The sequence below is a fragment of the Emergencia sp. JLR.KK010 genome (genome assembly GCF_037018265.1).
Taxonomy (GTDB): domain Bacteria; phylum Bacillota; class Clostridia; order Peptostreptococcales; family Anaerovoracaceae; genus Senimuribacter; species Senimuribacter intestinalis.
In genome coordinates, this window is record NZ_CP143550.1 from 964441 (window position 1) to 986125 (window position 21685).

21 protein-coding genes are annotated in these 21685 nt (G+C 45.8%); 11 read left to right on the plus strand and 10 right to left on the minus strand.

The annotated features are described in order from the left end of the window. Nucleotides 1-21 precede the first annotated feature (21 nt). The 6 genes from V1225_RS04495 to V1225_RS04520 form a co-directional block, all read right to left on the minus strand. On the minus strand, nt 22-558 hold the full coding sequence (locus tag V1225_RS04495; RefSeq protein ID WP_160201774.1) for a LuxR C-terminal-related transcriptional regulator: 537 nt from the start codon (nt 556-558) through the stop codon (nt 22-24). Nucleotides 559-993: 435 nt separating this feature from the next. Beyond that, nucleotides 994-2883 carry a Xaa-Pro dipeptidyl-peptidase gene (locus V1225_RS04500; protein WP_251613354.1) on the minus strand — a complete coding sequence of 630 codons (1890 nt, stop codon included), beginning with the start codon at nt 2881-2883 and terminating at the stop codon, nt 994-996. An 18-nt stretch (nt 2884-2901) separates the two neighbouring features. Continuing rightward, nucleotides 2902-4182, minus strand: a complete 1281-nt coding sequence (locus V1225_RS04505) for an MFS transporter (RefSeq protein ID WP_160201777.1) — start codon at nt 4180-4182, stop codon at nt 2902-2904. A 198-nt stretch (nt 4183-4380) separates the two neighbouring features. Further along, a complete protein-coding gene (locus V1225_RS04510; protein WP_338547667.1) occupies nt 4381-6096 on the minus strand; it encodes an aminopeptidase P family protein in 1716 nt (571 codons plus the stop codon). Nucleotides 6097-6109: 13 nt separating this feature from the next. Next, nucleotides 6110-6634 carry a Gx transporter family protein gene (locus V1225_RS04515; protein ID WP_161909039.1) on the minus strand — a complete coding sequence of 175 codons (525 nt, stop codon included), beginning with the start codon at nt 6632-6634 and terminating at the stop codon, nt 6110-6112. Next, nucleotides 6618-6989 carry a NusG domain II-containing protein gene (locus tag V1225_RS04520; RefSeq protein ID WP_160201780.1) on the minus strand — a complete coding sequence of 124 codons (372 nt, stop codon included), beginning with the start codon at nt 6987-6989 and terminating at the stop codon, nt 6618-6620. Before V1225_RS04520 ends, V1225_RS04515 begins: the two co-directional genes overlap by 17 nt. A 31-nt stretch (nt 6990-7020) precedes the next feature. On the opposite strand from V1225_RS04520, the gene V1225_RS04525 reads away from it, so the two are divergent. Then, nucleotides 7021-8040: an FAD:protein FMN transferase gene (locus V1225_RS04525; protein ID WP_338547668.1), complete on the plus strand. Its 1020-nt coding sequence runs from the start codon at nt 7021-7023 to the stop codon at nt 8038-8040. Between the two features lie 77 nt (nt 8041-8117). Next, nucleotides 8118-8906: a hypothetical protein gene (locus V1225_RS04530; protein ID WP_338547669.1), complete on the plus strand. Its 789-nt coding sequence runs from the start codon at nt 8118-8120 to the stop codon at nt 8904-8906. Between the two features lie 347 nt (nt 8907-9253). Here V1225_RS04530 and V1225_RS04535 read toward each other — a convergent pair whose 3' ends face one another. Next, nucleotides 9254-10639: a PLP-dependent aminotransferase family protein gene (locus tag V1225_RS04535; RefSeq protein ID WP_160201987.1), complete on the minus strand. Its 1386-nt coding sequence runs from the start codon at nt 10637-10639 to the stop codon at nt 9254-9256. A 118-nt stretch (nt 10640-10757) separates the two neighbouring features. Here V1225_RS04535 and V1225_RS04540 point away from each other — a divergent pair, with 118 nt between their 5' ends. The 3 genes from V1225_RS04540 (at nt 10758) to V1225_RS04550 (ending at nt 13862) form a co-directional block, all read left to right on the plus strand. Continuing rightward, complete coding sequence (locus tag V1225_RS04540) at nt 10758-11312, plus strand: ECF transporter S component (protein ID WP_160201986.1); 555 nt, start codon at nt 10758-10760, stop codon at nt 11310-11312. Between the two features lie 104 nt (nt 11313-11416). After that, nucleotides 11417-11947 (plus strand): DUF2284 domain-containing protein, encoded by a 531-nt coding sequence (locus V1225_RS04545; RefSeq protein ID WP_338547670.1) that lies wholly within the window; start codon nt 11417-11419, stop codon nt 11945-11947. Between the two features lie 229 nt (nt 11948-12176). Beyond that, nucleotides 12177-13862, plus strand: a complete 1686-nt coding sequence (locus V1225_RS04550; protein WP_160201984.1) for a serine hydrolase — start codon at nt 12177-12179, stop codon at nt 13860-13862. 87 nt (nt 13863-13949) lie between these two features. Here the strand turns inward: V1225_RS04550 and V1225_RS04555 are convergent, their stop codons facing one another. Further along, nucleotides 13950-14078, minus strand: coding sequence for a hypothetical protein (locus tag V1225_RS04555; protein ID WP_275557599.1), 129 nt, complete (start codon nt 14076-14078; stop codon nt 13950-13952). Nucleotides 14079-14165: 87 nt separating this feature from the next. On the opposite strand from V1225_RS04555, the gene V1225_RS04560 reads away from it, so the two are divergent. The 4 genes from V1225_RS04560 to trmB are packed head-to-tail and all read left to right on the plus strand — an operon-like array spanning nt 14166 to nt 17287. Continuing rightward, the gene (locus V1225_RS04560; RefSeq protein ID WP_338547671.1) at nt 14166-15005 is read left to right on the plus strand and encodes an energy-coupling factor transporter ATPase; all 840 of its coding nucleotides are present in this window, start codon (nt 14166-14168) and stop codon (nt 15003-15005) included. Then, entirely contained in the window at nt 14990-15847 is an 858-nt protein-coding gene (locus tag V1225_RS04565; protein WP_338547672.1) for an energy-coupling factor transporter ATPase, read from the plus strand. Before V1225_RS04560 ends, V1225_RS04565 begins: the two co-directional genes overlap by 16 nt. Continuing rightward, on the plus strand, nt 15844-16641 hold the full coding sequence (locus V1225_RS04570) for an energy-coupling factor transporter transmembrane component T (protein ID WP_338547674.1): 798 nt from the start codon (nt 15844-15846) through the stop codon (nt 16639-16641). The genes V1225_RS04565 and V1225_RS04570 overlap by 4 nt, the downstream gene beginning before the upstream one ends. Before the next feature lie 7 nt (nt 16642-16648). Next, nucleotides 16649-17287, plus strand: a complete 639-nt coding sequence (gene trmB, locus V1225_RS04575) for a tRNA (guanosine(46)-N7)-methyltransferase TrmB (RefSeq protein ID WP_338547675.1) — start codon at nt 16649-16651, stop codon at nt 17285-17287. A 26-nt stretch (nt 17288-17313) separates the two neighbouring features. Here the strand turns inward: trmB and V1225_RS04580 are convergent, their stop codons facing one another. Then, nucleotides 17314-18015, minus strand: a complete 702-nt coding sequence (locus V1225_RS04580) for a M23 family metallopeptidase (RefSeq protein WP_160201979.1) — start codon at nt 18013-18015, stop codon at nt 17314-17316. 137 nt (nt 18016-18152) lie between these two features. Here V1225_RS04580 and V1225_RS04585 point away from each other — a divergent pair, with 137 nt between their 5' ends. Both V1225_RS04585 and V1225_RS04590 read left to right on the plus strand, forming a co-directional pair. Next, nucleotides 18153-19067, plus strand: coding sequence for a pseudouridine-5'-phosphate glycosidase (locus V1225_RS04585; protein WP_160201978.1), 915 nt, complete (start codon nt 18153-18155; stop codon nt 19065-19067). Nucleotides 19068-19079: 12 nt separating this feature from the next. Next, nucleotides 19080-19829: an exodeoxyribonuclease III gene (locus tag V1225_RS04590; RefSeq protein WP_338547676.1), complete on the plus strand. Its 750-nt coding sequence runs from the start codon at nt 19080-19082 to the stop codon at nt 19827-19829. A 403-nt stretch (nt 19830-20232) separates the two neighbouring features. Here the strand turns inward: V1225_RS04590 and V1225_RS04595 are convergent, their stop codons facing one another. Continuing rightward, the gene (locus V1225_RS04595) at nt 20233-21684 is read right to left on the minus strand and encodes an MATE family efflux transporter (protein ID WP_338547677.1); all 1452 of its coding nucleotides are present in this window, start codon (nt 21682-21684) and stop codon (nt 20233-20235) included. Nucleotide 21685 lies beyond the last annotated feature (1 nt).

The window sequence follows — 21685 nt, forward strand, 5'->3', positions numbered from 1 at the left end:
CCTCCTGAAACTCTTATGTCGCTATTTTAAGTCAAATGTAGTGAAGAACGGGTGCAGGGTGTTGCGGCAGAAATCCTGATTTGGCTTTGGAAAATCTATCGGTGCCTTTTCTGCACTCTCATCTGACAGCTGTTTTCTGGCTGCTACCAGTTCCTCGTCCTCAATTTGTGCGAGAATTGCCAGCAGAATCTGTGCCTGACGCTTCGTCTTCTGTATATTGAATTTGTGGGTGCGAACTGTAGCGGTACTGATGTGAAGTTCTTCGCCCAAGGTTTTGTTATCGATATCTTCATACATGCCGGTGAGAATATCTTTCTGCACTTCGGAGAGACCGTTAATCTGCTTGTCCAGCTGAATCAGCCCGTGAAATACGCCGCCGTGTCGGTCGAAGATATGCTCTGCTATGGCGCGCTGAGCCGTGACATTTCTTCCTCGGGAATTATAGATAAGTCCTTCCTCAAAAGCTTCGCCGCAGAAGATGCAGGTAAGCTGTCCGGTTTCCTTTGAACGGTAATAGCCGCTAGAAAGTTCGGAGACTGTTAATTCTTTTAATTCCATTAAAATCCTCCTGAATGCAAAAGTCTATACAAAAACGATATCATATTTTGCTTTGAATGGCAAGTGTTCTTCCTGCTATACACGGCAAACGCACGAAAAACGTTTAATGATTTTCTGGAACTGACAAAACTGACAGCTTTTTAGATTTATGTCAGTTTTGTCAGTGTTTCTTTCAAAATTCCTGCCAATACTGACAATTATTTTTGATTTTGTCAGTTCTGTCAGGATTTCAGGCGTATTAAGATGGATTCTTTACGATTTACTGACAAAATCCTGCATTCTGCTATCATTTTGTCAGTATTGATGGCTAATGATATTTTTCATGCCTTTGCCATGCTGCTATATACGGCTGCGGCAGCCACAAGGGCTATAGATTTTGGCGTATGAACAAAGGCCGCCGGGAAGGCAGCCTTTGTAATAGTTTTAATTATGTGCCTAAAGCAGAGGAATTTGTACCCGGATGCTGCCTGTAGGAATTTCAATTCTGGTGACTGTATCCGGTCGCAATGTCTGCTGGGCATCGATGCCGTATAGAATAAGCGCCAGTTTATGACCTTTTTTCAAGCTGTGATCTGTCGGAACCATATCAAAATCGTAGCTGTAAATCTGTCCAGCTATAATATCTTCCTTGCTCCAGAGACAGGTTCGATTCTGCGCATTGAGCCAGCCGCGGCTGATCACTTTATATGCAGATGGGGAGGCTTCCGTGCCAAAGACGAAAGTATTATCCCCTTCGACAGGCACTTGCTCAGCGGTAATTCGGCAGTCTGCGCCTATATCTACCAGCATAGCGCTGAGAATAGCCGTTTTTTTATCGATGGCTGCATCAAAGGATACTTTGATGGTGCCGGAGATGCGCAGTTCATCGGCGCTGCAGTGAGCTGTTTTCTGCGCTGAGGTATCTGCTTCCCACGGATCCCAGAAAAATCTGCAGCGGTATGGTGCGTCTTTTTCTTCGGCTAAAACCAAGTTGTCCAGCCACTCTTTCTGATTGTCGGAAGCTTTGTCGTAGGCTGTTTTAGATAGATCATCGACGATAACGGAAGTCTTTTGATTGCTAGCGCTGCGAATCGGGAAGTCCACATAAGACCAGTCTGCCGGAGGCCATGTATCAGAGGCAAACCAGCGGGATTGATCTGTGTTGCTTTCTACCAAAACTTTTGGTTCTTTTTCAGCGCCGTTATCGATGCCCTTTAGATAGTGATCCAGCCAGCGTTCCAGCATAGAGAGCACCCCTGCGTCTTTCAGCGCATATATGTAGACATGCTCACCCTGATGAAGCAGAAGCTTTCGCTCAACTCCTTGCTTTTCCAAAGCCTGAAAAAGGGGAATGCACTGATTTGTCTTTACATTCCAGTCGTTGAGACCATGAATGATAAATACTGAGGCTTTGAAGTTTTCAATTTGTCTCAGATAGTTGCGCTGATCCCAGAACAGGTTGTAATTGCCGGAATCCCGATCTTCGTTTATGAACAGATTTTCCAGCTGCTGGGCATAAGCGTCTTTGATTTTTTCGTAGTCATCTGGATCTTTAGCCCTGCTAAAACAGTACTTTGCAAGGATATCCAGATCGTCTCCCTGCCAGTCAAGGGCAGGTACAGTCAGCCCGTTGTATCGATAGTAGTCGTACCAGTTGCAGATGCCTGCTTCGGGAATAATGGTTTCCAGTCCTTCCACGCCGGTAGCCGCTACGCCGATACACATAGTTCCGAGGTAGGATTTCGCTGACATAGCGACTTTACCTGTGCACCAATCTGCTTTAATCTCAATGTTGTCGGTTTTGTTGGTAAAAGCACGACATCTGCCGCAGAGCCAGTCTATGACGGAACGGAAAGCAAGAATCTCTTCGCGCGAACCCGACAGTGTAAAGCCTTCGGAGCCTCTAGTGCCCAGTCCGCCACAGAATACGCAGCCATAGCCTCTTGCGTTAAAATGATTGTAAATGGGATTGATGCCTTCCAGTTCAACCTCTTCCGTGCAGGGAGAGGTCTTAGCATAGCCGCTGGTCTTACGATGCTCCGTGACTGCAAAGGTTGGCTCCTTGGAAAAGTCGTAGCGAATATCTTCCTCGGCAATGTTTTGTGCAGGATATACTTTTACTTCCTGATTTACATTGTGCGGCGCATACCAGTTCTCATTACAGGACAGCATATACGGATTGGCCACATAGATAGCAGGAACTTTTTCGCCGTGAAGTGTTGATACAGGTCGTCTGATGTAAACGGCAATCAGGTCATACCTGCCGTCGCCGTCAGTATCGACAGGCGTTTCTACATAGACCCTTTCAAATAATATTTCTTTGTTTACACTTTCTTTTTTCATCATAGTTACCATTCTAATTGCTTATGCTTCTTGATTTGTTGTGTTTGCGTTGTTTTTCTTCAGGAATTTAATCCATACTACGGTGATGACAGCGCCAAGCAGCAGCATGCCAATCATGAATCCGAAGAACTGTCTGTAGCCGCCAACGCCTGGGTTTTGGTCAATCATGATACCTGCCATGACGGACACGAAGATTTCAGGGAGATAACCAACGGTGGAGATGATACCTGCCGCAGTGCCGGAATATTTTTCAGGGATTGCGCCTTCGTCCATCATTGCCCAAGTCTGCGCATAGTTTACACTGTAGAAGATATAAATGATCATGAAAATGACAGTGAATGCAATGATGCTTTTAGCGTTAGTTGGCAGCAGTAAAATGCCTGCGGTACCTGCAGCCATAATTAAGAAGGATATCAAAATCGTTTTGCCTGTTCCGATTCTGTCACTCATATAGCCGCCTGCCACACTGCTGACAGTACCAAGCCATCTCTTCAGAGCGGCTAGAGTTGCAGCAAAAGTAACGGTAGCGCCTAAAATACCTGTAGCATACGGTGTGAAGTAGTACAGGGAAAGGGTGAATACATAGTTGCAGAAGGTAACGAATCCGATAATCCATACTGCAGGCAGCTTCAGAACCTGACCAATGCCTTTGAAGGAGATTCTGTCGCTGGCTTCCATCTTGCCGTCTTTAACGGTGAGGAATGCTAAAATTCCCATCAGAATAGTCAGAACAGAGTAGTATATGATAACGTATTTCATTCCCTGTGCCTGATTGTCAATTTGACCGATACCGATTCTGAATGCGACTACTGCGCCCATCGCCATTAAAGCGGCGCCGATGCCTCTGCCGCCTTCAAAGAAGCCGAAGGCTTTACCCTGGTCGCCGGAACCGGAGAGTATACGCACTGCTTTAACACAGGCAGGCCAGAATGCAAACAGGGAGGAAATTCCCCAGAATGCGTAGAGACATAGAAGAGCAGTGTAGTTTAGCGGGAGCAGATGAGCAAATCCGCCCAGACCTGTTCCGATCAGCGATACGGTCAGAATCATTCTGGTGGAGAATCTGTCGGCGACAATTCCTCCGAATAGGTAGGAAATCATACCGAAGATACCCAGTACACTGCCGAATACACCCATCTGGGTATTGGTCAGATGATAGGTTTCCAGATAAACATCGTAATAGTCAAATCTGAAATATGGCAGACCATAGATGATGGCGCCACCGAAAGCGACGATTAGAATTGCCCAGAAATTCCTTGACATCTTTTCGCCTAAACCAATTTTTTGAAGTAGTTTTTGCATAGTTCTCTTGTCCTTTCTTCAATAATGATAGATTTATAATGACATGTGCTGTTATAAATAAACAAATTTATAAAACGTTTATTTATAAACAAACGATACTACAATATGTTTTGGATGTCAAGAGAATTTCGAGAAACCAGAATAAATTAAACACAGCGACTGGAAAACCAGCCGCTGCTTTGAATTTTATATATTCTTTTATATCTTCTCTGTTTGCTCTTTCAGCCAGGCGGAAGTTTCTGCGGATACCCGCGGTGCGATTTTTTCGTAGACTTCTCTGTGGTAGTTGTTGAGCCATGCCAGTTCCTCTTCTGTCAAAAGCTCTGGAAGAATTGCCTCCCTGTCAAATGGGCAGAAAGTCAGGTTTTCAAAGCCCAGTTTTCCGTTTGCAGCGTCAACACAGAGAATTTCATTTTCCAGCCTGATTCCGTATTCTCCTTCCAGATAAACGCCCGGCTCATTGCTAGTGATCATGTTCTGATAAAACGGCACATCACAGCCAGGTTTACCGCTGATGGTCTGGGGCCCTTCGTGGACGCTGAGCAGATGACCGACGCCGTGCCCAGTGCCGTGGTTGTAGTCAAGACCGATGGCATGAAGCGGCTGTCTGGTCAAAGTGTCAAGCTCACTGCCGGTAGTACCCACGGGGAATTTTGCCATGGCAAGACGAATGTGACAGCGAAGTACTGTGGTGTAGTGCTCTTTCATTTTCTGCGACAAAGGTCCTAGGGCGATGGTTCTAGTAATATCGGTGGTGCCGTCCTCGTACTGTCCACCGGAATCCACCAGAAGAAACCCTTCCGGTTTTAGTGTCTTGTTGGTTGCTGGCGTCGCTTCGTAGTGGACGATAGCGCCGTTTGACATATAGCCGGAAATGGTGGTAAAACTGAGGTCATAACAGCCTTCCTGCTCTCTGCGGCATTGTTCCAGGTAATCAGCAGCAGAAATTTCTGTGATTTCCTCTTTGCCGACGGTCTGCTTCAGCCAATAGATAAAGTTTACCATAGCAGCGCCGTCTTTTAGATGGGCATTTTTTGTGCTTCTGATTTCGTCCTCATTCTTTAGGGCTTTCATCATGGTAACAGGACTGCTGCTGTTGATGATTTGTACTTTTTCAGGCAGAGAACGCACTAGAGCATAGCTGACTACATCTTCATCCAGCAGGATTGTACCTTGCGGAATCGTCTTGATGTCTTCAAAAATCTGGAAATATGGACGGACGTCTTCTTCTTTAAAAGTTTCGTCCATGACATAAAGGTATGCGTGATCTCTGGCAATCAGCGCAAAGCTGAAGAATACTGGGGTATTGGCGACATCGTCGCCGCGCACGTTGAAAAGCCATGCGATTTCTTCTAGTTTCGTGATGAGATGATAGTCAGCGCCCTTTTTTTCCATATAGCTGCGAACTCGCGCCAGCTTGGAAGCAGCTGTTTCGCCGGTGACAGAGGACGGCAGCCCGTAAATCTTAGACGGTTTGATAGCGGGGCGGTCTTTCCAGATGTCACCGACCAGATCCAGTTCGTAGTTTACTTTGCAGATGCTTTCCAGTTTGCAGCCAAAGGCGTAATCGCAGACTCTGCCGTCAAAGCCGATGGTGCTTTCCGGTGTTAGCTTTTCTTTTAAATAAGCGTCGATGGTCGGAACCCCCGGCTGCCCCATTTTCATCAGGCCGATACCGGTGTCTTTTAGCTGATCCGTCGCTTGTAGAAAATATCTGCCGTCCGTCCAGAGATATGCTTCCTCCTGTGTGACAACCACGGTTCCCGCGGAGCCTGTGAAACCTGAAAGGAATTTGCGGCATTTGAAGTAGTCATTGACATATTCGGAGCCGTGAAAATCTGTGGTTGGAATGGTGTAGGCGTCAACGCCTGCCTGCTGCATGCGTGTGCGCAGGTCAATTAATTGCTGTTTCATAAAAAACCTCTTTCTATCTAAATATACTTTTTGGTATTTTGTTGTCGATGACATATGCGACAATGCCCATGAGAATGCCGGTTACAAGCCCACTGAACATCAATATCGGAAAATACAGGAACATGCGCAGATTGGATACGATGGCGGCGGCGACTAAAAGCTGCCCCATGTTGTGCGCCACGCCGCCTGCCATGCTGATGCCGACCATGCTGAACAGTTCGGTCTTTTTCAAAATCCACATGACGAGTAGGGACAAAATGCCGCCAGCCAGTGAGTAAAGCGCACCGAATACGCCGCTGAACAAAAGTCCTGCCAGCAGGATTCGGATCATGTTGATGACAAAGGCGTAGCGAAAATTCAGCTCGTACAGGGCGATGACAATGACTAGATTGGCTAGCCCCAGTTTGACACCGGGGATTCCGATGTTAAAAGGAATTATTGCTTCTACATAGGAAAAAATCAGCGCAAGACAGGCAAACATGGCAGAAAGGGCTAGCGCCTTAGTTCTTCTGGTACGAGTACTAATTTGAGATTGCATCAAGCTCCCCCTCTCCGCCGACGATTTCGACCATGACTTTGTTTGGCAGGCAGACAATGCTCTGATTTGCCATGCGAACCTTGCCGTCTTTGACGCACACCTGGTTGTGGCAGTCGGAATAAGTCATTTGCACCGTGCCGTCTTTTATGGTAATCTTATTAAGATGATTCTTTTGCTGAATCTCTATCGTCTGATTTTCGAAGAGGCTGTAGGTGCCATAGTGCTGTCCGTTCACCGTGACGATGACCTGTTGACCGGCGCCGCCCGATGTGAGGGACCACGCAGAAAGGCCAAGACCTATGAGAAGCAGGCAGAAAAAGAGCACGATATCAGCCTTGTTGATGATTTTGAACATAAAAACTCCAATAAAGTTTGAGGTATATGTAATGAAAAAATTTCTTTCTATTGCGGTCATTGCGATAATGACTGCTTCTGTTATTATAACACAGACTGGCTGTACAGAAAAGCCGGTATCAAAAACAAGTTACTACATGGACACTCTATGTCAGATTACAATTTACGATATGGAAGCTATGGGGCAGGAGAATGCGGAGAATGCCATTAACACAGCTTTTGCATTATGTGTGGAGTACGAGTCGCTGATCAGTGCGACCATTGAGGGCAGTGATATTTACAAGGTAAATCATGCGGGCGGCAAGGCTGCTGCATGCGACCTGCGAACTGTTTCTTTGCTGAAAAAGGCATTGTATTATGGCGATCTTTCAGGCGGAAAGTTTGATATCACCATCGGAAAAGCAGCTGCTTTGTGGGATTTTCATGAGTCGGAGCCGAAGGTGCCTTCTACGGCGGCAGTGGAGGAAGCTATGCAGGGTGTTGACTACCGGGCGGTGAAGATTGACGGAAATGATGTGACGCTGGAAAATCCTAAGGCAGAGATTACCTTAGGCGGCATAGGAAAGGGCTATGTGGCTGACCGTGCGGCGGAGTGTCTGGAAGAATTGGGCGTTACCAGCGCCGTCGTCAACTTTGGCGGCAATATTATCGTAATTGGCGATAAGGGCGGCGATGCCTTTAAAATTGGTATTGAAAAGCCGTTTTCTGATAGTGGAGAAATTGTCGGCTATGTGGAAGCTGCAAATAAAACGGTGGTAACTTCCGGCATTTACGAGCGCGGATTTGAAGCAGCGGACGGAACTTATTACCATCATATATTGGATGTGGAAACCGGATGGCCGGTGAATAACGATGTCGTTAGTGTAAGTCTCGTGGGTGATAAAGGAACCTCTGCCGACTGTGATGCTATGGCGACTATATGCCTCATGTTGGGCGTGGAAGAGGGTGTCGACTTTATTGAGGGTATTGACGGTGTGGAAGCGCTTTTTGTGGACAAGGACGGCGTACTGACGAAGACCAGCGGATTTATAGGGTTCGCGGAAGAAAAATAGCAAAAAATGTAAAATAAGGAAAAACTTTCTTGAAATCTCGCCTCGATTATGTCACAATAAAGATGGAGGTGATTAGAGTGAGTTTTTCTTTTTTGATTGAAAATGAGTTGAAACAGCAGAAGCAGCAGCTATATCAAAGTAAGCAGTTTTTAAATAGAGCGCCGGACGGATTTTTGAAAATGAGAGAGAGGAAAGTCGATGCGGTGTTTTATCGCAAATATAGGACTGAAAATGGATATCTTGAGGAAAATATCTCAAAGAATCCGCAGATAGTGAGGTGCCTTTTGGATAAAAGAATCCAGCAGGAGGTAAATCGGCGAGCAGAAAAAAATATTATTCTGCTGGAAGATTTGCAGGAGAGCTATCAAAGCACAGAACAAAAGGATATTTTGCATGGCTTATCGCCGGCTTATCAAAGAGCATTCTGCAGATTTACGGCGAAGAAACTGCAGGACTGGGCGAGTGCTGACTATCCAAAGTGCGAGTATGAACCGCAGCACCTGGTTCACGAAACTTTAAGCGGAATTTTCGTGCGTTCTAAGTCGGAAGTCATTATTGCAAATACATTGTTCTATTACCACATTCCATTTCGATATGAGGAACGTTTGTCATTTACAGGGCAGTATTTCTATCCGGATTTTCGCATCAAATTGCCATTAGGCGGCTATAAAATCTGGGAGCATCTAGGGCTTTTAAGTGAAATGACATATTGCGAAAACACTGCAAATAAGCTGTACACTTATCAGATGAATGGTTTTGTAATCGGCAAGGATTTAATTTTGACACAGGATGATAACAAGGGCAGTTGTAACAGCGCTTGGATTGATGAAGTCGTCAGAACACAACTTTTGCCCCATTTTCTTTAAATAGATGGCCAATGGTGCGGATTTGAAGTTGGCTGCTTCTAAAGGTGCACCATTTTTGCTTTTTATCGGGCGTATGGTGCGTCGAGCATAACCTACAAGGCAGAATTGTATGCATGATAATGGATATAATGGAAATAAAAGGGGAATAATGGAAGCTGAATTAAGATGACTTTCAACATAGCGCTTATTGAACTAGCTGTTGACGGTCAAATTCGCACCATTGACTCGATTTTGAAAGGAAATGGTGCAAGAATAGAAGCGTCGAGATGAAAAATTGCACCATAGCCTTAAAATTTAAAGAAAATGGTGCAGGTTTCGCAGCTATTTAGCAAAATCGAAGCGATACATCAGCAGCTTTTCCACAATGTGATCATAGCCGCAATGCTGGATTCCATTTCGCCGAGCGGAATCTGATTATAATAAAAGATGAGGGCGGCGGTATCTTGGTCAGTCAGGCTGGCAGCCGGCTGTACATTGAGTCCGATGGAGCGAGCCATTTCAGAAAGGATCGCAGGGGATTTTTTTGTGCGGACTTTTAAGATGATGTTGATTCCTGAGTTGGTATTGGTCGGTGTGACGAAGCCGACGCCAAAACACGCAAAAGCGGTAAGTGCGATCTGTAGTTTTTGACCGTAAAGCTTGCGCAATTTTTTGATATTGGTGTAGTAAAGCCCATCTTCCATAAAGAGGGCGAGGGTTAGCTGCTCTGTTTTGGAACAGGTCTGGGTGTAGTCGGTTTTAATGGTGTTGAAAATTTCCATCATTGATTCCGGCAGCACCATGTAGCTGATTTTGACTGCGGGAAATAAAGTGGACGAAAAAGAGCCCAGGTAGACAACCCTGCCGCTGTCGTCAAGACCCTGTAGCGCCGGCACAGGTTTTCCGAAGTAACGCAGTTCGCTGTCGTAATCGTCCTCTAATATAAAACTGTGATTTTCTTTTGCCCACTCTAAAAGCCGGTAGCGTCTGCCCACCGGCATAACGGAGCCTGTAGGGAACTGATTAGAGGGGCTGACGTAGACTGCCGAAGGAATATTGGTCGGCAGTTTTTCTATATGGATTCCGTCGTCTGATACAGGAATTTTCGTAATACTAAAACCGTGGTCGCGGAAAATGTTTTGCACTGGAAGATAACCGGGATCCTCGGTTGCGATATGGTCTACGCTGATTTTGCGCAGAATCCGGCAAAGGTGACTGGTCAGTTGCTGGGTACCCGCGCCTATGACAATCTGCTCCGGGTTTGCGATAACACCGCGAGAGTTATAGATGTACTTTGAAATCTCAAAGCGCAAGGCGCCTTCTCCCTGCGGGTCGCTTTCAAAGAGCAGCAGACGGGAGTAGTCGTTAAGCACACGGGCCATGCATTTTTTCCATTTTCCAAAGTCAAAGCAGGACAAATCTTGTTTGTAAGGGGATTCCTGTACCGCATAAGAGGAGAGGTCAAGACCAGTCTCTGGGGTTAGTCCTCTGTCTGAACTGCCGCCAGCCACATTGGCAACATAGTAGCCGGACTGCGGCTTGCTGATGATGTAGCCTTCTACCAAAAGCTGGTTGTACGCCTGCTCGGTGGTGGTAATGCTGATGGACAAATCTGCAGAAAGTCTGCGGAGTGAAGGCAGTTTCTCTCCGGCGGTCATATTGCCGCAGGTAATTTCACTTTTTATGTGTCTGTACAACTGTATGTATAAAGGCGTTTTAGAACTGTCTTTGAACTCTATTGTAATTGGCTTCATTTCGCAAAAACCTCCAAAGTGTATATATAAAAATAATATATTCTGACTGTTTCTTTAAGAACACTTTAGTGCTATTATAATACTGACAGAGAGAAAGTCAATAGAAACAGGTGAAATTATGATTAGAAATGAAAATAGAAATCAAATAGCGACAATGGTAATGACGGCCTTGATGATGTGCCTTGTGATGATTGCGACCATGTTTATCAAAGTGCCGATTCCGTTTACCCAGGGGTACGTTCATTTGGGGGACTCCATGATTTTTCTGGCCGTTTTGATTCTTGGCAAAAAAAGCGGTGCACTGGCAGCAGGCGCCGGCTCGGCTTTGGGTGACATCATCGGCGGTTATGCTTTTTGGGCGCCGTGGACGCTGCTGATTAAGCTGGTTATGGCATGGATTTTGGGAAGTTTTGTGGAGAGAATGGAAAAGTCAGGGAAAAACCAGCAAGAGGGTAGAATTTCTGTGGGGGAAGTTATCGGAATGGTCATCGCAGGCCTTGAAATGACAGCAGGCTATTATGTGACCGAAGCTGTCATGTATGGAAATTTCATTGCGCCGCTTTCGGGTGTGCCGTGGAATATCGGACAGTTTGCAGTGGGCATGGTCCTTGCTTGCATATTAGCAAGCGCCCTTTGCAAAACACCGGCGAAAAAATTCTTTGCTTATAAATAAATTGCGACGGACAGAGGAATCTTCAGCGGGGAAGATTCCTTTTTTCTTTGGGGAGATTGTGGTATAATTACCGCAGTGGAAACATATTTGAATGAGGTACTATTATGACAGAACAGGAAATTTTACGGATTGCTAAAGAGGTAGGTATTGAAAACAGCGCATTTATGAATGCGAAGGATTTGGTCTTTGAATTTGAATTTCGTAAATACTGCGAGATGAACCAATGCGGTAATTTTGGGAAAAATTATGGCTGTCCGCCGGATTGCGGTACCCCTGCCGAAATGAAGGACAAGGTGATGAAATACAGCCGTGCCTTGGTTTTGCAGACCATTCAGCCGGTAGGAGACATCACCGATTCCGTAGAGACCGGTTCGCTGAAGAAAAGACATAACGCAAAAATCAGAATTTTTATCAATGAACTTGAGGCGAAGGGCATTAAAGGTATGGCAATTATGGCAGGACCATGCAGCGCTTGTGCAAAGGTGAGCGGTGAGCCATGTAGATTTCCGGAGAAGAGAGCTTCCTGCCTTTCTGCTTACGGAATCAATGTGGCAGAATTATGTAAAACCTGCGGACTTTCCTGGGATCATGGGAAGGATAAGGTGGGGTTCTTTGGCATTTATATGATGGATTAGAAAGCAGGACTTTGAAAAACATAGAATTTTAATATTAAAGTACACAGCGGACGCATGTTCTAAAATTCGGATTCTTTAAACGGAATTTCGGACGAAAAGATGAGGGGAAAGCAGCAGAAAAAATCCGAATCTCCTAAAATAAAAGAGTTTTCAGAATAACCTTTTTCTGGCACAACATTTGCATGTCCTTTCTAGTGTGAGATACCACGAAAGAAAAGGAGATGATCAAATGAAGAAAAAGCTAATCAGTGTAATCCTGGTTTTATCTGTCGTCATGACGATGTGTTTTGGCGCGATGGGAACCGTCTATGCAGGAGATCAGATGCAGAGAGTCAATCTGGCAGTCAGCGTAGATGGAAATGAACCTGTGACCGTAAAAGCGTACAATGCGTCCTATGCGTATAACATGTATGTTTCTGTCAAAGATCTATGCAGTGCTTTGAGTGGAAGTGAGAAGCAGATGAATTTTAAATACGATGAAGAAAGTGGCAAGTACATCTTCACCACGGGAAAAGCTTATGAAGCTGTCGGTGGAGAGAATGCAGCATTTGATGTAACATATAGCCAGAATCCAAAAGAAGGGCAGGACGATATTAGCCTGAGCACGCCGGGAATGACAACGCCGACCAACATGGAGATCGACGGAAAGCCTTATGGCTACAGCGTGTATAAAGCTGGAGACGATATCTACATGAAAATTTTAGATCTGGGATTTGCCTTTGGTCTGGAAACTAAGCTGACTGGGAAAAATGCATTGTCGGTGAATACGAAGAAGAACTTCAGCATCGACATCGATCAGCTTGACAAAAATGGTTATTTCAGTTTTCTGCACGGTGCGATTGTCGGCAACGCTGACACGGGAGAAATCCTTTACGCAAGTAACGAAAATGTACAGACCCAGCTGGCGTCCACTACAAAATTGATGACTTATCTGCTGGTGCAGGAAGCAATTGACAAAGGTAAAATTTCACTGGATACGAAAGTAAAAATTTCTGAAGCAGTGATGGAGGAAGCAAACTCCGAAGACAGCACCGGTATTTGCAGAAATAATTTTGAACTTGGAAAAGAAGTTTCTGTTCGTGATCTTTTGGCAGGATTCTTGTTGCCGTCTGCTAATGAGTGTGGAACTGCGCTGGCTGAAGCTGTCAGCGGATCCGAAGAGGCATTTGTAAAACTGATGAACAAAAGAGCAAAAGCACTGGGGCTTTCCTCAGCTGTATTTTACAATGTACATGGTCTTCCAAACTATGACAGCAGCGCAGTAACTGCAAAGCGTCAGAATTCCATGAGTGCAAAAGATATGTTCAAACTGGCATCCTATTTGCTGAAGAACTATCAGAAGGAACTGACTGCATTTACAGGACAGACACAAATTGAACTTCCAACCTTTGGAGAAGGTGTTGTTGCAACTTCAACTTATGGAACGCTGATTTACAATCTGGGTGCAATCGGATTGAAAACCGGAACAACCAATAGATCCGGTGCAAACATGGTTACTGCAGTGCCTGTGACAATCGAGGGTAAAACTCAGAATATTGTTTCTGTAATTTTCGGAGCAGAAGGCACAGCTGAGCGTTACGAAAAGAGTACCATGCTGATTGAATATGCAAAACAGTACTATGCTGCAAAAGATGCGGTGAAAGCAGTCAAGGTTAAAGTTTCTACAAAGACTGGAACCAGCGGAATTACGATTTCCTGGAAAAAGACAGGAAGCGCAGTAGATGGCTATCAGGTATACAGAGCAACGAAAAAGAACGGAACTTATAAGAAAATCGTTACAACAAAGAAACTCTCTGCGCTCAACAAGAGCACAACAAAGGGAAAAACTTACTATTACAAAGTAAGAGGCTACAAGAAAATTGACGGTCACACAGTATATACACCATGGTCTGACAAAGTAGCACAGAAACGGTAAGCTAGCAATAATAAATACACCAATTGAAAAAAGACGGTAATCTGGAAGCAGGTTACCGTCTTTTTCTAGGGACTTCTTTTTGTGAAATTAGTCCCTCTTCACATCATAAGCAATCAAAGCCACTTGGCAACCGCACTGGTCAGAGAGCTTTCTTTCAGCGTCATCGATGATTTTCATCTCACTTGGAGAAATCGCCGCAAACTTGTTGAATTCCATACTTTATCACCTCCTAATTATAGTATGGCAAATTTTTTGTAATTGTGGTAAAATAAATTGTTAAACAATAATTACCAAGAGGCGTATATGGAAAATATCATTCACATTGAGAATTTAATCTTTGAATATATGACGGGAGAGGATGACGAAAAGGTCCGCGCTATTGACGATGTGTCGCTTTCTATCGAGCGGGGCAGTTTTACTGCGATTATCGGCAGAAACGGCTCCGGCAAGTCGACATTGGCAAAGAACCTGAACGGACTTCTTCTTCCAAGCGGCGGCAGGATTTTCGTAAGAGGTTGGGATACCAGCGATGACAACCACATCTGGGATGTGCGGCAGAGCGCCGGGATGGTCTTTCAGAATCCTGACAACCAGCTGGTTTCCTCCATCGTTGAGGATGATGTGGCCTTTGGACCTGAGAATCTGGGCATAGACCCTGTCGAAATCCGAAGACGGGTGGATGATGCGTTGACAGCAGTCAATATGGGAAAATATAAGAAAAAATCTCCCCATATGCTTTCCGGAGGACAAAAACAGAGAATTGCTATTGCCGGAGTAGTAGCGATGAAACCAGAATGCATCATTTTCGATGAGCCGACTGCTATGCTGGATCCAAAAGGCAGAGAAGAAATCATGGAGATTATCAGACAGCTCCACGATGAGGGTATTACTGTAGTGCTGATTACCCACTTTATGGACGAAGCGGTGCAGGCTGACCGAATCATTATTATGGATAGAGGACATGTGCTGCTTGACGGCACGCCGGAGGAAGTCTTTGCACAGGAAGAAACGATCAGAGAAGCGAGCCTGGATTTGCCTCTTGCGGTGGAACTTGCCCAGAAGCTGAGAAAACGCGGAATCAAAATTCCAAAGGAAATCATTACCGCTGAAGGATTGGTGGAATTCATATGTCAATACAAGTAAGAAATTTATCCCATATTTATTCCAAAGGTATGCCGGACGAGCAGAAGGCGCTGGACAATATTAACTTTAACATATACGACGGCGAAATTGTCGGTGTCATCGGACACACCGGCTCTGGAAAATCGACGCTTTTGCAGCACCTCAACGGACTTTTAAAAGCGGACAGCGGCTCCATCGAAATTGACGGCGTCGATATTACAAAGCCCGGCGTCAGCATGCGGGACATCCGAAGAAAGGTTGGGCTGGTGTTCCAGTATCCAGAGTATCAGCTTTTTGAAGAAACCGTAGCGCTGGATGTGGCATTTGGACCGAAGAATCTGGGGCTTTCCCCGGAGGAAATTGACAGCAGAGTTAAGGAAGGACTGGAGCTTGTGGGGCTTTCCTACGAGGACATCAAAGATCGATCCCCCTTTGAGCTTTCCGGCGGGCAGAAACGGCGGGTAGCTATTGCAGGCGTTATCGCCATGAAGCCCCATGTGCTGATTTTGGATGAGCCTACTGCGGGACTTGATCCGGGGGCGCACAAGGATATACTTTCTATGATTGAGCAGGTGCATGAATCGCAGAACAATATCATTCTTTTCGTTTCCCACAATATGGCGGACGTGGCAGCGCTGTCGGACAAAGTGCTGGTCATGGACGAAGGAAAGCTGGTCATGGCGGGTACACCGAAAGAAATTTTCGCGCAGAGAGACAGGCTGGCTGGAATCGGACTTTCTGTACCGCCGGTGACGGAACTGATGTGCCAGCTCAAAGAAAAGGGCGTTCCTGTGGAAGAAAACATTCTGAGTCTCAAGGAGGCGACAGAATCAATATATGAGTATTTGCAGAGGAAATCATGATTAGAGATATTACGCTTGGACAGTATTACGGGGTGGAATCCCCCATTCATAGATTAGACCCGAGAATCAAAATTATTGCGACGATTTTGTTTATCGTAGAGTTGTTTTTGGTGGACAGCTTTGTCGGATTTGCGGTCAGTATTGCAGCGCTGGGCACCGTGGTGGCGGTCAGCAAAGTACCTCTTTCCTTTATTATGCGCGGACTGAAGCCGATACTTTTGATTATCGTTTTTACCTTTTGCCTCAATATCTTCATGACAAGCGGCGATGCGCTGTGGCAGTGGGGATTTTTGAAAATCACCAAAGAAGGTCTTTATATGGCGGCATTTATGGCGCTGCGTCTGGTACTTTTGATTATCGGCTCATCCCTTTTGACTTTGACGACAAAACCAATCGGTCTAACTGACGGTATAGAGCGGCTTTTAGGACCTCTTTCGCATGTCGGCGTGCCCGCTCATGAAATTGCGATGATGATGTCTATTGCACTCCGTTTTATTCCGACGCTTCTTGAAGAAACGGATAAGATTATGAAAGCGCAGCAGGCGAGAGGGGCGGATTTTGAGAGCGGCAATATTTTGAACAGAGCAAAGGCACTGATTCCAATCTTAGTACCGCTGTTTATCAGCGCATTTCGCATTGCGCAGGATCTAGCTATGGCCATGGAAGCAAGGTGCTATCGAGGCGGCAAAGGCAGAACGCGCATGCATGCCATGAAAATGCAGGGCAGAGATTACGCTGCGATGGTTTTGATGGCGCTGTTTCTGGCAGCCATTGTTTTGATGAAGATTTATTAGAGGATATATGAGACAGAGAAAGATTAAAGATATTGACAATAAACTGGCAGCTTATGGGGCGTTTACGGTACCAATCCCAGCTGCGAATAAGGGAAAATGGCAGGAAATTTTTGGAAACCATAACCCTGTCTATCTGGAAATTGGCTGTGGCAAAGGTCAGTTTATCACAGAAATGGCGAAGAAGTATCCGGACAGAAACTTCGTGGCAATCGAGGGACACCAAAGTGTGGTACTTAGAGCCTTTGAAAAAGCGGACGCAGATCAAATCGCCAATGTACGATTTGTTTTGGAATATGTAAAAGACATTAGAGAATTCTTTGCGGATGGAGAACTTGCGGGGGTGTATCTGAATTTCAGTGACCCGTGGCCGAAGGATCGCCATGCAAAGAGGCGGCTTACCTACGGAAAAAGGCTGCAGCAGTATCGGCAGATTATTTGTGCCGGTGGCAGCATTTGTTTCAAAACAGACAACGAAGGGTTGTTTACATTTACCCTGGAACAGATTGAAGAGGAAAATCTGGAAATTTTAGAGATGAGCAGAGATCTTCACGCTTCGGAGTTTGCGGCAGAAAATATTACCACTGAATACGAAGATAAATTCGCAAAGACGGGGAAAAATATCAACTATGTAAAGATAAGAGCCTGAGATGGCTCTTTTTCTTTCGACTGCGATTAGTTAGAAATGACTTTGGTCGGATCGCAGACTTTTCCGTTTTTCAAAAGCTCAAAGTGCAGATGAGCTTTGTCCATGGATTCGTACAGCGCAGATTTGCCGATGTTGCTGATGACCTGCCCCTTCTTTACGGTATCGCCTTTCTCGCATAGCTTGTCTGTTGCCAGATTGCAGTAGCGGGAAATGTAACCGCCCTGATGGGTGATTTCGATGGTAATGCCATAGGCGTCGTCGGTGTAAACCTCCGTGATGGTGCCGTCAGCCACAGCTTTTACGCCGGAACCCTGCGGCGCCTCAAAATCAAGGCCGGGGTGGGTCATGTACTGGTCTAAGGTCAGGTTGTAGATCACCATATCCATGGAGTATTCCTTGGAAATTTTTGCTGTTGACATGTCAATAGGACTAGCAAAAGATGTTTTCTTCTTTGTCTGTTTCTGGCTGTCAACTGTTGGAATGTTGGAAGCAGTTTCTTCCGAATTTTCATTTTCATCGAGTGCTTCTTCCGTTGGGGAATCAGTCTGCTCATCTAGTTGTGGTTTTGTCGGTGTTTCTGTCGCTGTCGGCACATCACCTGCACTTTTTGCAATCTTGTCTATGCTGGACTTTATGGTGAAAATCGAGACGAGAGCGATGAGACAGAAACAAAGCATTAAAACCGCAGCAACTTTGTCTTTTCCTTTTTTCTTTTCTGCTTGGCGCATGTTCTTCACCTCCTGCATTTAGTATCACCACTTCCGGCAGGATTCATACTAATATTAACTTGTAAAAAAAGGGAGAAGCGTCTATAATTTAAAATAGGAAAAAATTCTTGTGATAATATAATAAACAGGGGGTTTTAATGAACAAGTATTTAGATATTGCGCCAGAGGTAAGAGAGGCGCTGGAAAGTAACAGACCAGTGGTTGCGCTGGAATCTACCATCATTTCTCACGGCATGCCGTATCCGAAGAATGTAGAGACGGCTCTTGCTGTGGAGCAGATTATTAGAGATAATGGTGCAGTACCTGCAACGATTGCCATTCTCGGTGGCAGACTCAAGTGCGGTCTTTCTAAAGACGAAATCGAATATTTGGGTAAGAAAGGCGCTGAAATTGTAAAGACTTCAAGAAGAGACGTGCCTGTAGTGCTGTCCCAAAAGATTGACGGAGCGACGACCGTGGCAACGACTATGATGATTGCCAACATGGCAGACGTTAAAATTTTTGCAACCGGTGGAATCGGCGGGGTGCATAGAGGCGCAGAAACTACCATGGATATTTCAGCAGACCTGGAGGAACTGGCTAACACCCCAGTTATGGTAGTTTGTGCTGGAGCAAAGGCGATTTTGGATTTGGGTTTGACCTTGGAATATCTGGAGACCAAAGGCGTTCCTGTTATCGGCTACGGGACGGAAGAACTGCCGGCATTCTATACCCGAAAGAGCGGATTTGCCGTAGATTATAGACTGGATACGCCGCTAGCGGTTGCGGAAGCCTTTGATGCACAGCGAAAATGTGGACTGCATACGGGCATGTTGGTTGCTAACCCGATTCCGGAAGAGTTTTCCATGGATGCAGATACGATTAACCGCGCTATTGACGAGGCGATTGCAGAGGCCGCTGAAAAGAATATCAGCGGCAAAGAGACGACACCGTTCCTGCTGGCGAAGGTAAAGGAAATTACAGACGGAGAAAGCCTTGAGGCGAATATTCAGCTTGTTTACAACAATGCAAAGGTTGCAGCCCAGATTGCTTGTGCTCTTTGCACATTATAAAGGAGCAAAGAGATGAAACTAATTTCGTGGAATGTTAATGGGCTGAGGGCATGTCTCGGCAAGGGATTCGTAGAATCTATGACGGCGCTTACGCCGGATTTTATCTGCATTCAGGAGACGAAGATGCAGGAAGGGCAGGCGGAAGTAGATCTGCCCGATTATCTGGAATTTTTCAGCAGCGCTGAAAAGAAGGGCTATTCCGGCACGGCTATTTTTGCAAAGGAAGCGCCGCAGTCTGTGCAGATTAATTTCGGTAAGCATACTGATGAGGGTAGGGCTGTGATTTTGGAATATGAGAAGTTCTTTTTGGTCAATGTTTATGTGCCCAATGCGCAGGATCAGCTGAAGCGAATCGACTACCGTATGGAGTGGGAAGATGATTTCAGGGAGTTTATGCTGGAACTGGATGAGAAGAAGCCGGTCATCATCTGCGGCGATATGAATGTTGCTAAGGAGGAAATTGACCTGAAGAATCCAAAGACTAATCGGGGCAACGCCGGATTTTCCGACCAGGAGCGGGACAAAATGCGCAAACTGCAGGCGGCAGGTTTTGTGGACACGTTCCGTTATCTATATCCCGATTTGGAAGGCGTGTACAGCTGGTGGTCCTACCGTTTCAACGCTCGCAAGAACAACGCGGGGTGGAGAATCGACTATTTTCTCGTCAGTGAGCGCATTGCAGACAAAATTGTGGATGCAAAGATTCATACGGACATCTTTGGTAGCGACCACTGCCCAGTGGAGCTGGAAATAGAGCTGTAGAGGATACAGTTTGAAAGGAATTGACGTACGGAAATAGGAAAAAATTAAGGCATAGCCTTTAGTGGGATTTTGAACCACCGCTGGGGCTGTGCCTTTTGTGTTGCTTTATGTTTTTTGATAGGTAGTTGTGTAGGAATAGACGGTAACTACCCGATTTGCACAACTTTAAGGACTTTGGTTATCATACAGTTGTGCAGATTTTATGATGCAGCATTCATTTGCAAAACTTTTACCCTTTTTTCCTTCTGTAGTTGTACAATTTACGAGAGATTAGCATGTTCTGTACCACTTCAAGGTATTTGACTGGCATAAAGTTGTGCAAAGGGATGAATTCAAGCAAGTATTTGCATAACTTTGAACTTATTGTTTTGCGATGGGTTGTGCAAATCGATGGCGATTATGGTTAGTCTGCACAACTTTCACTTCCATTCTGATTTTCGCCCTGCTCGCCGGTCAGGTTCTGCAGCCAGACGCCCTTTTTGACCAAGACGAATCCGATGGCGCATTTGATCAAATCCAGCGAATGGTCGATCAGGAAGACCAGCACCACAGGCAGGCTGGTAAAGCGAACCATGATGGTGACCGCAGGAATGGTGCAGACCCACAGGAACATACTGTCAAAGAAAAAGGTGATGATGGTTTTTCCGCCGGAACGCAGGGTGAAGTAGGACGCATTGATAAATCCCAACAGCGGCGCGGACAGTCCTTGAATCTGGATGAACCGCATGGCGATATGCTGGATTTCCGGGGCAGTATTATAGAGCTGCGGAAACAGAGGCGCGATGAGGATGAGAAGAATTCCTGTAATCACGCTGCAGAACATGGAAAAGGCGATGAGCTGATTGTCTTCCTCCCGGGCTTTTTCCAGTTCTCCCGCGCCAAGCAGTTGCCCCACGATGATGCCAACAGAGCCGCCCAGAGAAGCGAAGACTACGTTGGTAACATTACTCAAGGTATTGGCGATGTTTTCTGCGGCTATGACGTCAAGCCCCAGCATGGAATAGCACTGCGCCAGGAAAGCCAGCGCCAGTGACCAGAGTAGTTCGTTGAAAAACAGCGGCGTAGCGACGCGCAGCAGCTGTTTGACAAGTCTTGCCGGCACATGGAGACTGCGGTAGAGATCTTTGATGAAAGGAAGTTGCTCCGTATGTTGATGTGTCCATACTACGATAATAGCAAGCTCGACAAAGCGCGAGAGGACAGTGGCGATAGCAGCCCCTTCTACACCCAGAGCAGGCGCGCCAAATTTTCCAAAAATCAAAATGTAATTGAAGACCAGGTCAACAAGGACAGCAACGATACCGCTGATCATCGGCACGATAGTTTGCCCGGTTTCGCGGAGTGTACTGGAATAAACCTGAGACAGGGCGCTGGGCAGCATGCCAATCAGCATAATTAAAAGATAGTTTCTGCCATAGGTTAACGTGGCGGCAAGATCGCCATGGCTTTCTCCCTGATGGAGAAACGCTTCGATTAGCGTGCCGCCGAAGGGAATTAGAATTAATGCGGCAAGTAGGGTCAGAATCACACCGCAGAGTATTTTAAAACGCATGGTATGACGCAGCCCGTCGTTATTTTTGCTGCCGAAAAACTGGGCGCCCAGAATACCGGCACCTGCCACAGCACCAAACACTGCCATGTTAAAGACCAGCGTCAGCTGGTTGGCGATGGAAACGCCGGACATCTGCTCTGTACCCACCTGTCCTACCATGATATTATCCAGCATATTGACAAAGTTGGTAATGCCGTTCTGTAGCATAATCGGGACGGCAATAAGAAGCACTTTCTTATAAAACGCTCTGTCCCCGATGAGCTTCAGACGTTTCGGATGATTGTTCTGTTGTAACTGCTGCATA

What these genes read in the sequence shown, in the direction of transcription:
- V1225_RS04560 (WP_338547671.1), top strand. Translation starts at nt 14,166, where the DNA reads ATGGAAAATATCATTCACATTGAGAATTTAATCTTTGAATATATGACG.
- V1225_RS04515 (WP_161909039.1), bottom strand. Translation starts at nt 6,634, where the DNA reads ATGCAATCTCAAATTAGTACTCGTACCAGAAGAACTAAGGCGCTAGCC.
- V1225_RS04510 (WP_338547667.1), bottom strand. Translation starts at nt 6,096, where the DNA reads ATGAAACAGCAATTAATTGACCTGCGCACACGCATGCAGCAGGCAGGC.
- V1225_RS04525 (WP_338547668.1), top strand. Translation starts at nt 7,021, where the DNA reads ATGAAAAAATTTCTTTCTATTGCGGTCATTGCGATAATGACTGCTTCT.
- V1225_RS04580 (WP_160201979.1), bottom strand. Translation starts at nt 18,015, where the DNA reads ATGCGCCAAGCAGAAAAGAAAAAAGGAAAAGACAAAGTTGCTGCGGTT.
- V1225_RS04565 (WP_338547672.1), top strand. Translation starts at nt 14,990, where the DNA reads ATGTCAATACAAGTAAGAAATTTATCCCATATTTATTCCAAAGGTATG.
- V1225_RS04555 (WP_275557599.1), bottom strand. Translation starts at nt 14,078, where the DNA reads ATGGAATTCAACAAGTTTGCGGCGATTTCTCCAAGTGAGATGAAAATC.
- V1225_RS04535 (WP_160201987.1), bottom strand. Translation starts at nt 10,639, where the DNA reads ATGAAGCCAATTACAATAGAGTTCAAAGACAGTTCTAAAACGCCTTTA.
- V1225_RS04590 (WP_338547676.1), top strand. Translation starts at nt 19,080, where the DNA reads ATGAAACTAATTTCGTGGAATGTTAATGGGCTGAGGGCATGTCTCGGC.
- V1225_RS04585 (WP_160201978.1), top strand. Translation starts at nt 18,153, where the DNA reads ATGAACAAGTATTTAGATATTGCGCCAGAGGTAAGAGAGGCGCTGGAA.
- V1225_RS04595 (WP_338547677.1), bottom strand. Translation starts at nt 21,684, where the DNA reads ATGCAGCAGTTACAACAGAACAATCATCCGAAACGTCTGAAGCTCATC.
- V1225_RS04520 (WP_160201780.1), bottom strand. Translation starts at nt 6,989, where the DNA reads ATGTTCAAAATCATCAACAAGGCTGATATCGTGCTCTTTTTCTGCCTG.
- V1225_RS04500 (WP_251613354.1), bottom strand. Translation starts at nt 2,883, where the DNA reads ATGATGAAAAAAGAAAGTGTAAACAAAGAAATATTATTTGAAAGGGTC.
- V1225_RS04570 (WP_338547674.1), top strand. Translation starts at nt 15,844, where the DNA reads ATGATTAGAGATATTACGCTTGGACAGTATTACGGGGTGGAATCCCCC.
- V1225_RS04545 (WP_338547670.1), top strand. Translation starts at nt 11,417, where the DNA reads ATGACAGAACAGGAAATTTTACGGATTGCTAAAGAGGTAGGTATTGAA.
- V1225_RS04495 (WP_160201774.1), bottom strand. Translation starts at nt 558, where the DNA reads ATGGAATTAAAAGAATTAACAGTCTCCGAACTTTCTAGCGGCTATTAC.
- trmB (WP_338547675.1), top strand. Translation starts at nt 16,649, where the DNA reads ATGAGACAGAGAAAGATTAAAGATATTGACAATAAACTGGCAGCTTAT.
- V1225_RS04540 (WP_160201986.1), top strand. Translation starts at nt 10,758, where the DNA reads ATGATTAGAAATGAAAATAGAAATCAAATAGCGACAATGGTAATGACG.
- V1225_RS04550 (WP_160201984.1), top strand. Translation starts at nt 12,177, where the DNA reads ATGAAGAAAAAGCTAATCAGTGTAATCCTGGTTTTATCTGTCGTCATG.
- V1225_RS04505 (WP_160201777.1), bottom strand. Translation starts at nt 4,182, where the DNA reads ATGCAAAAACTACTTCAAAAAATTGGTTTAGGCGAAAAGATGTCAAGG.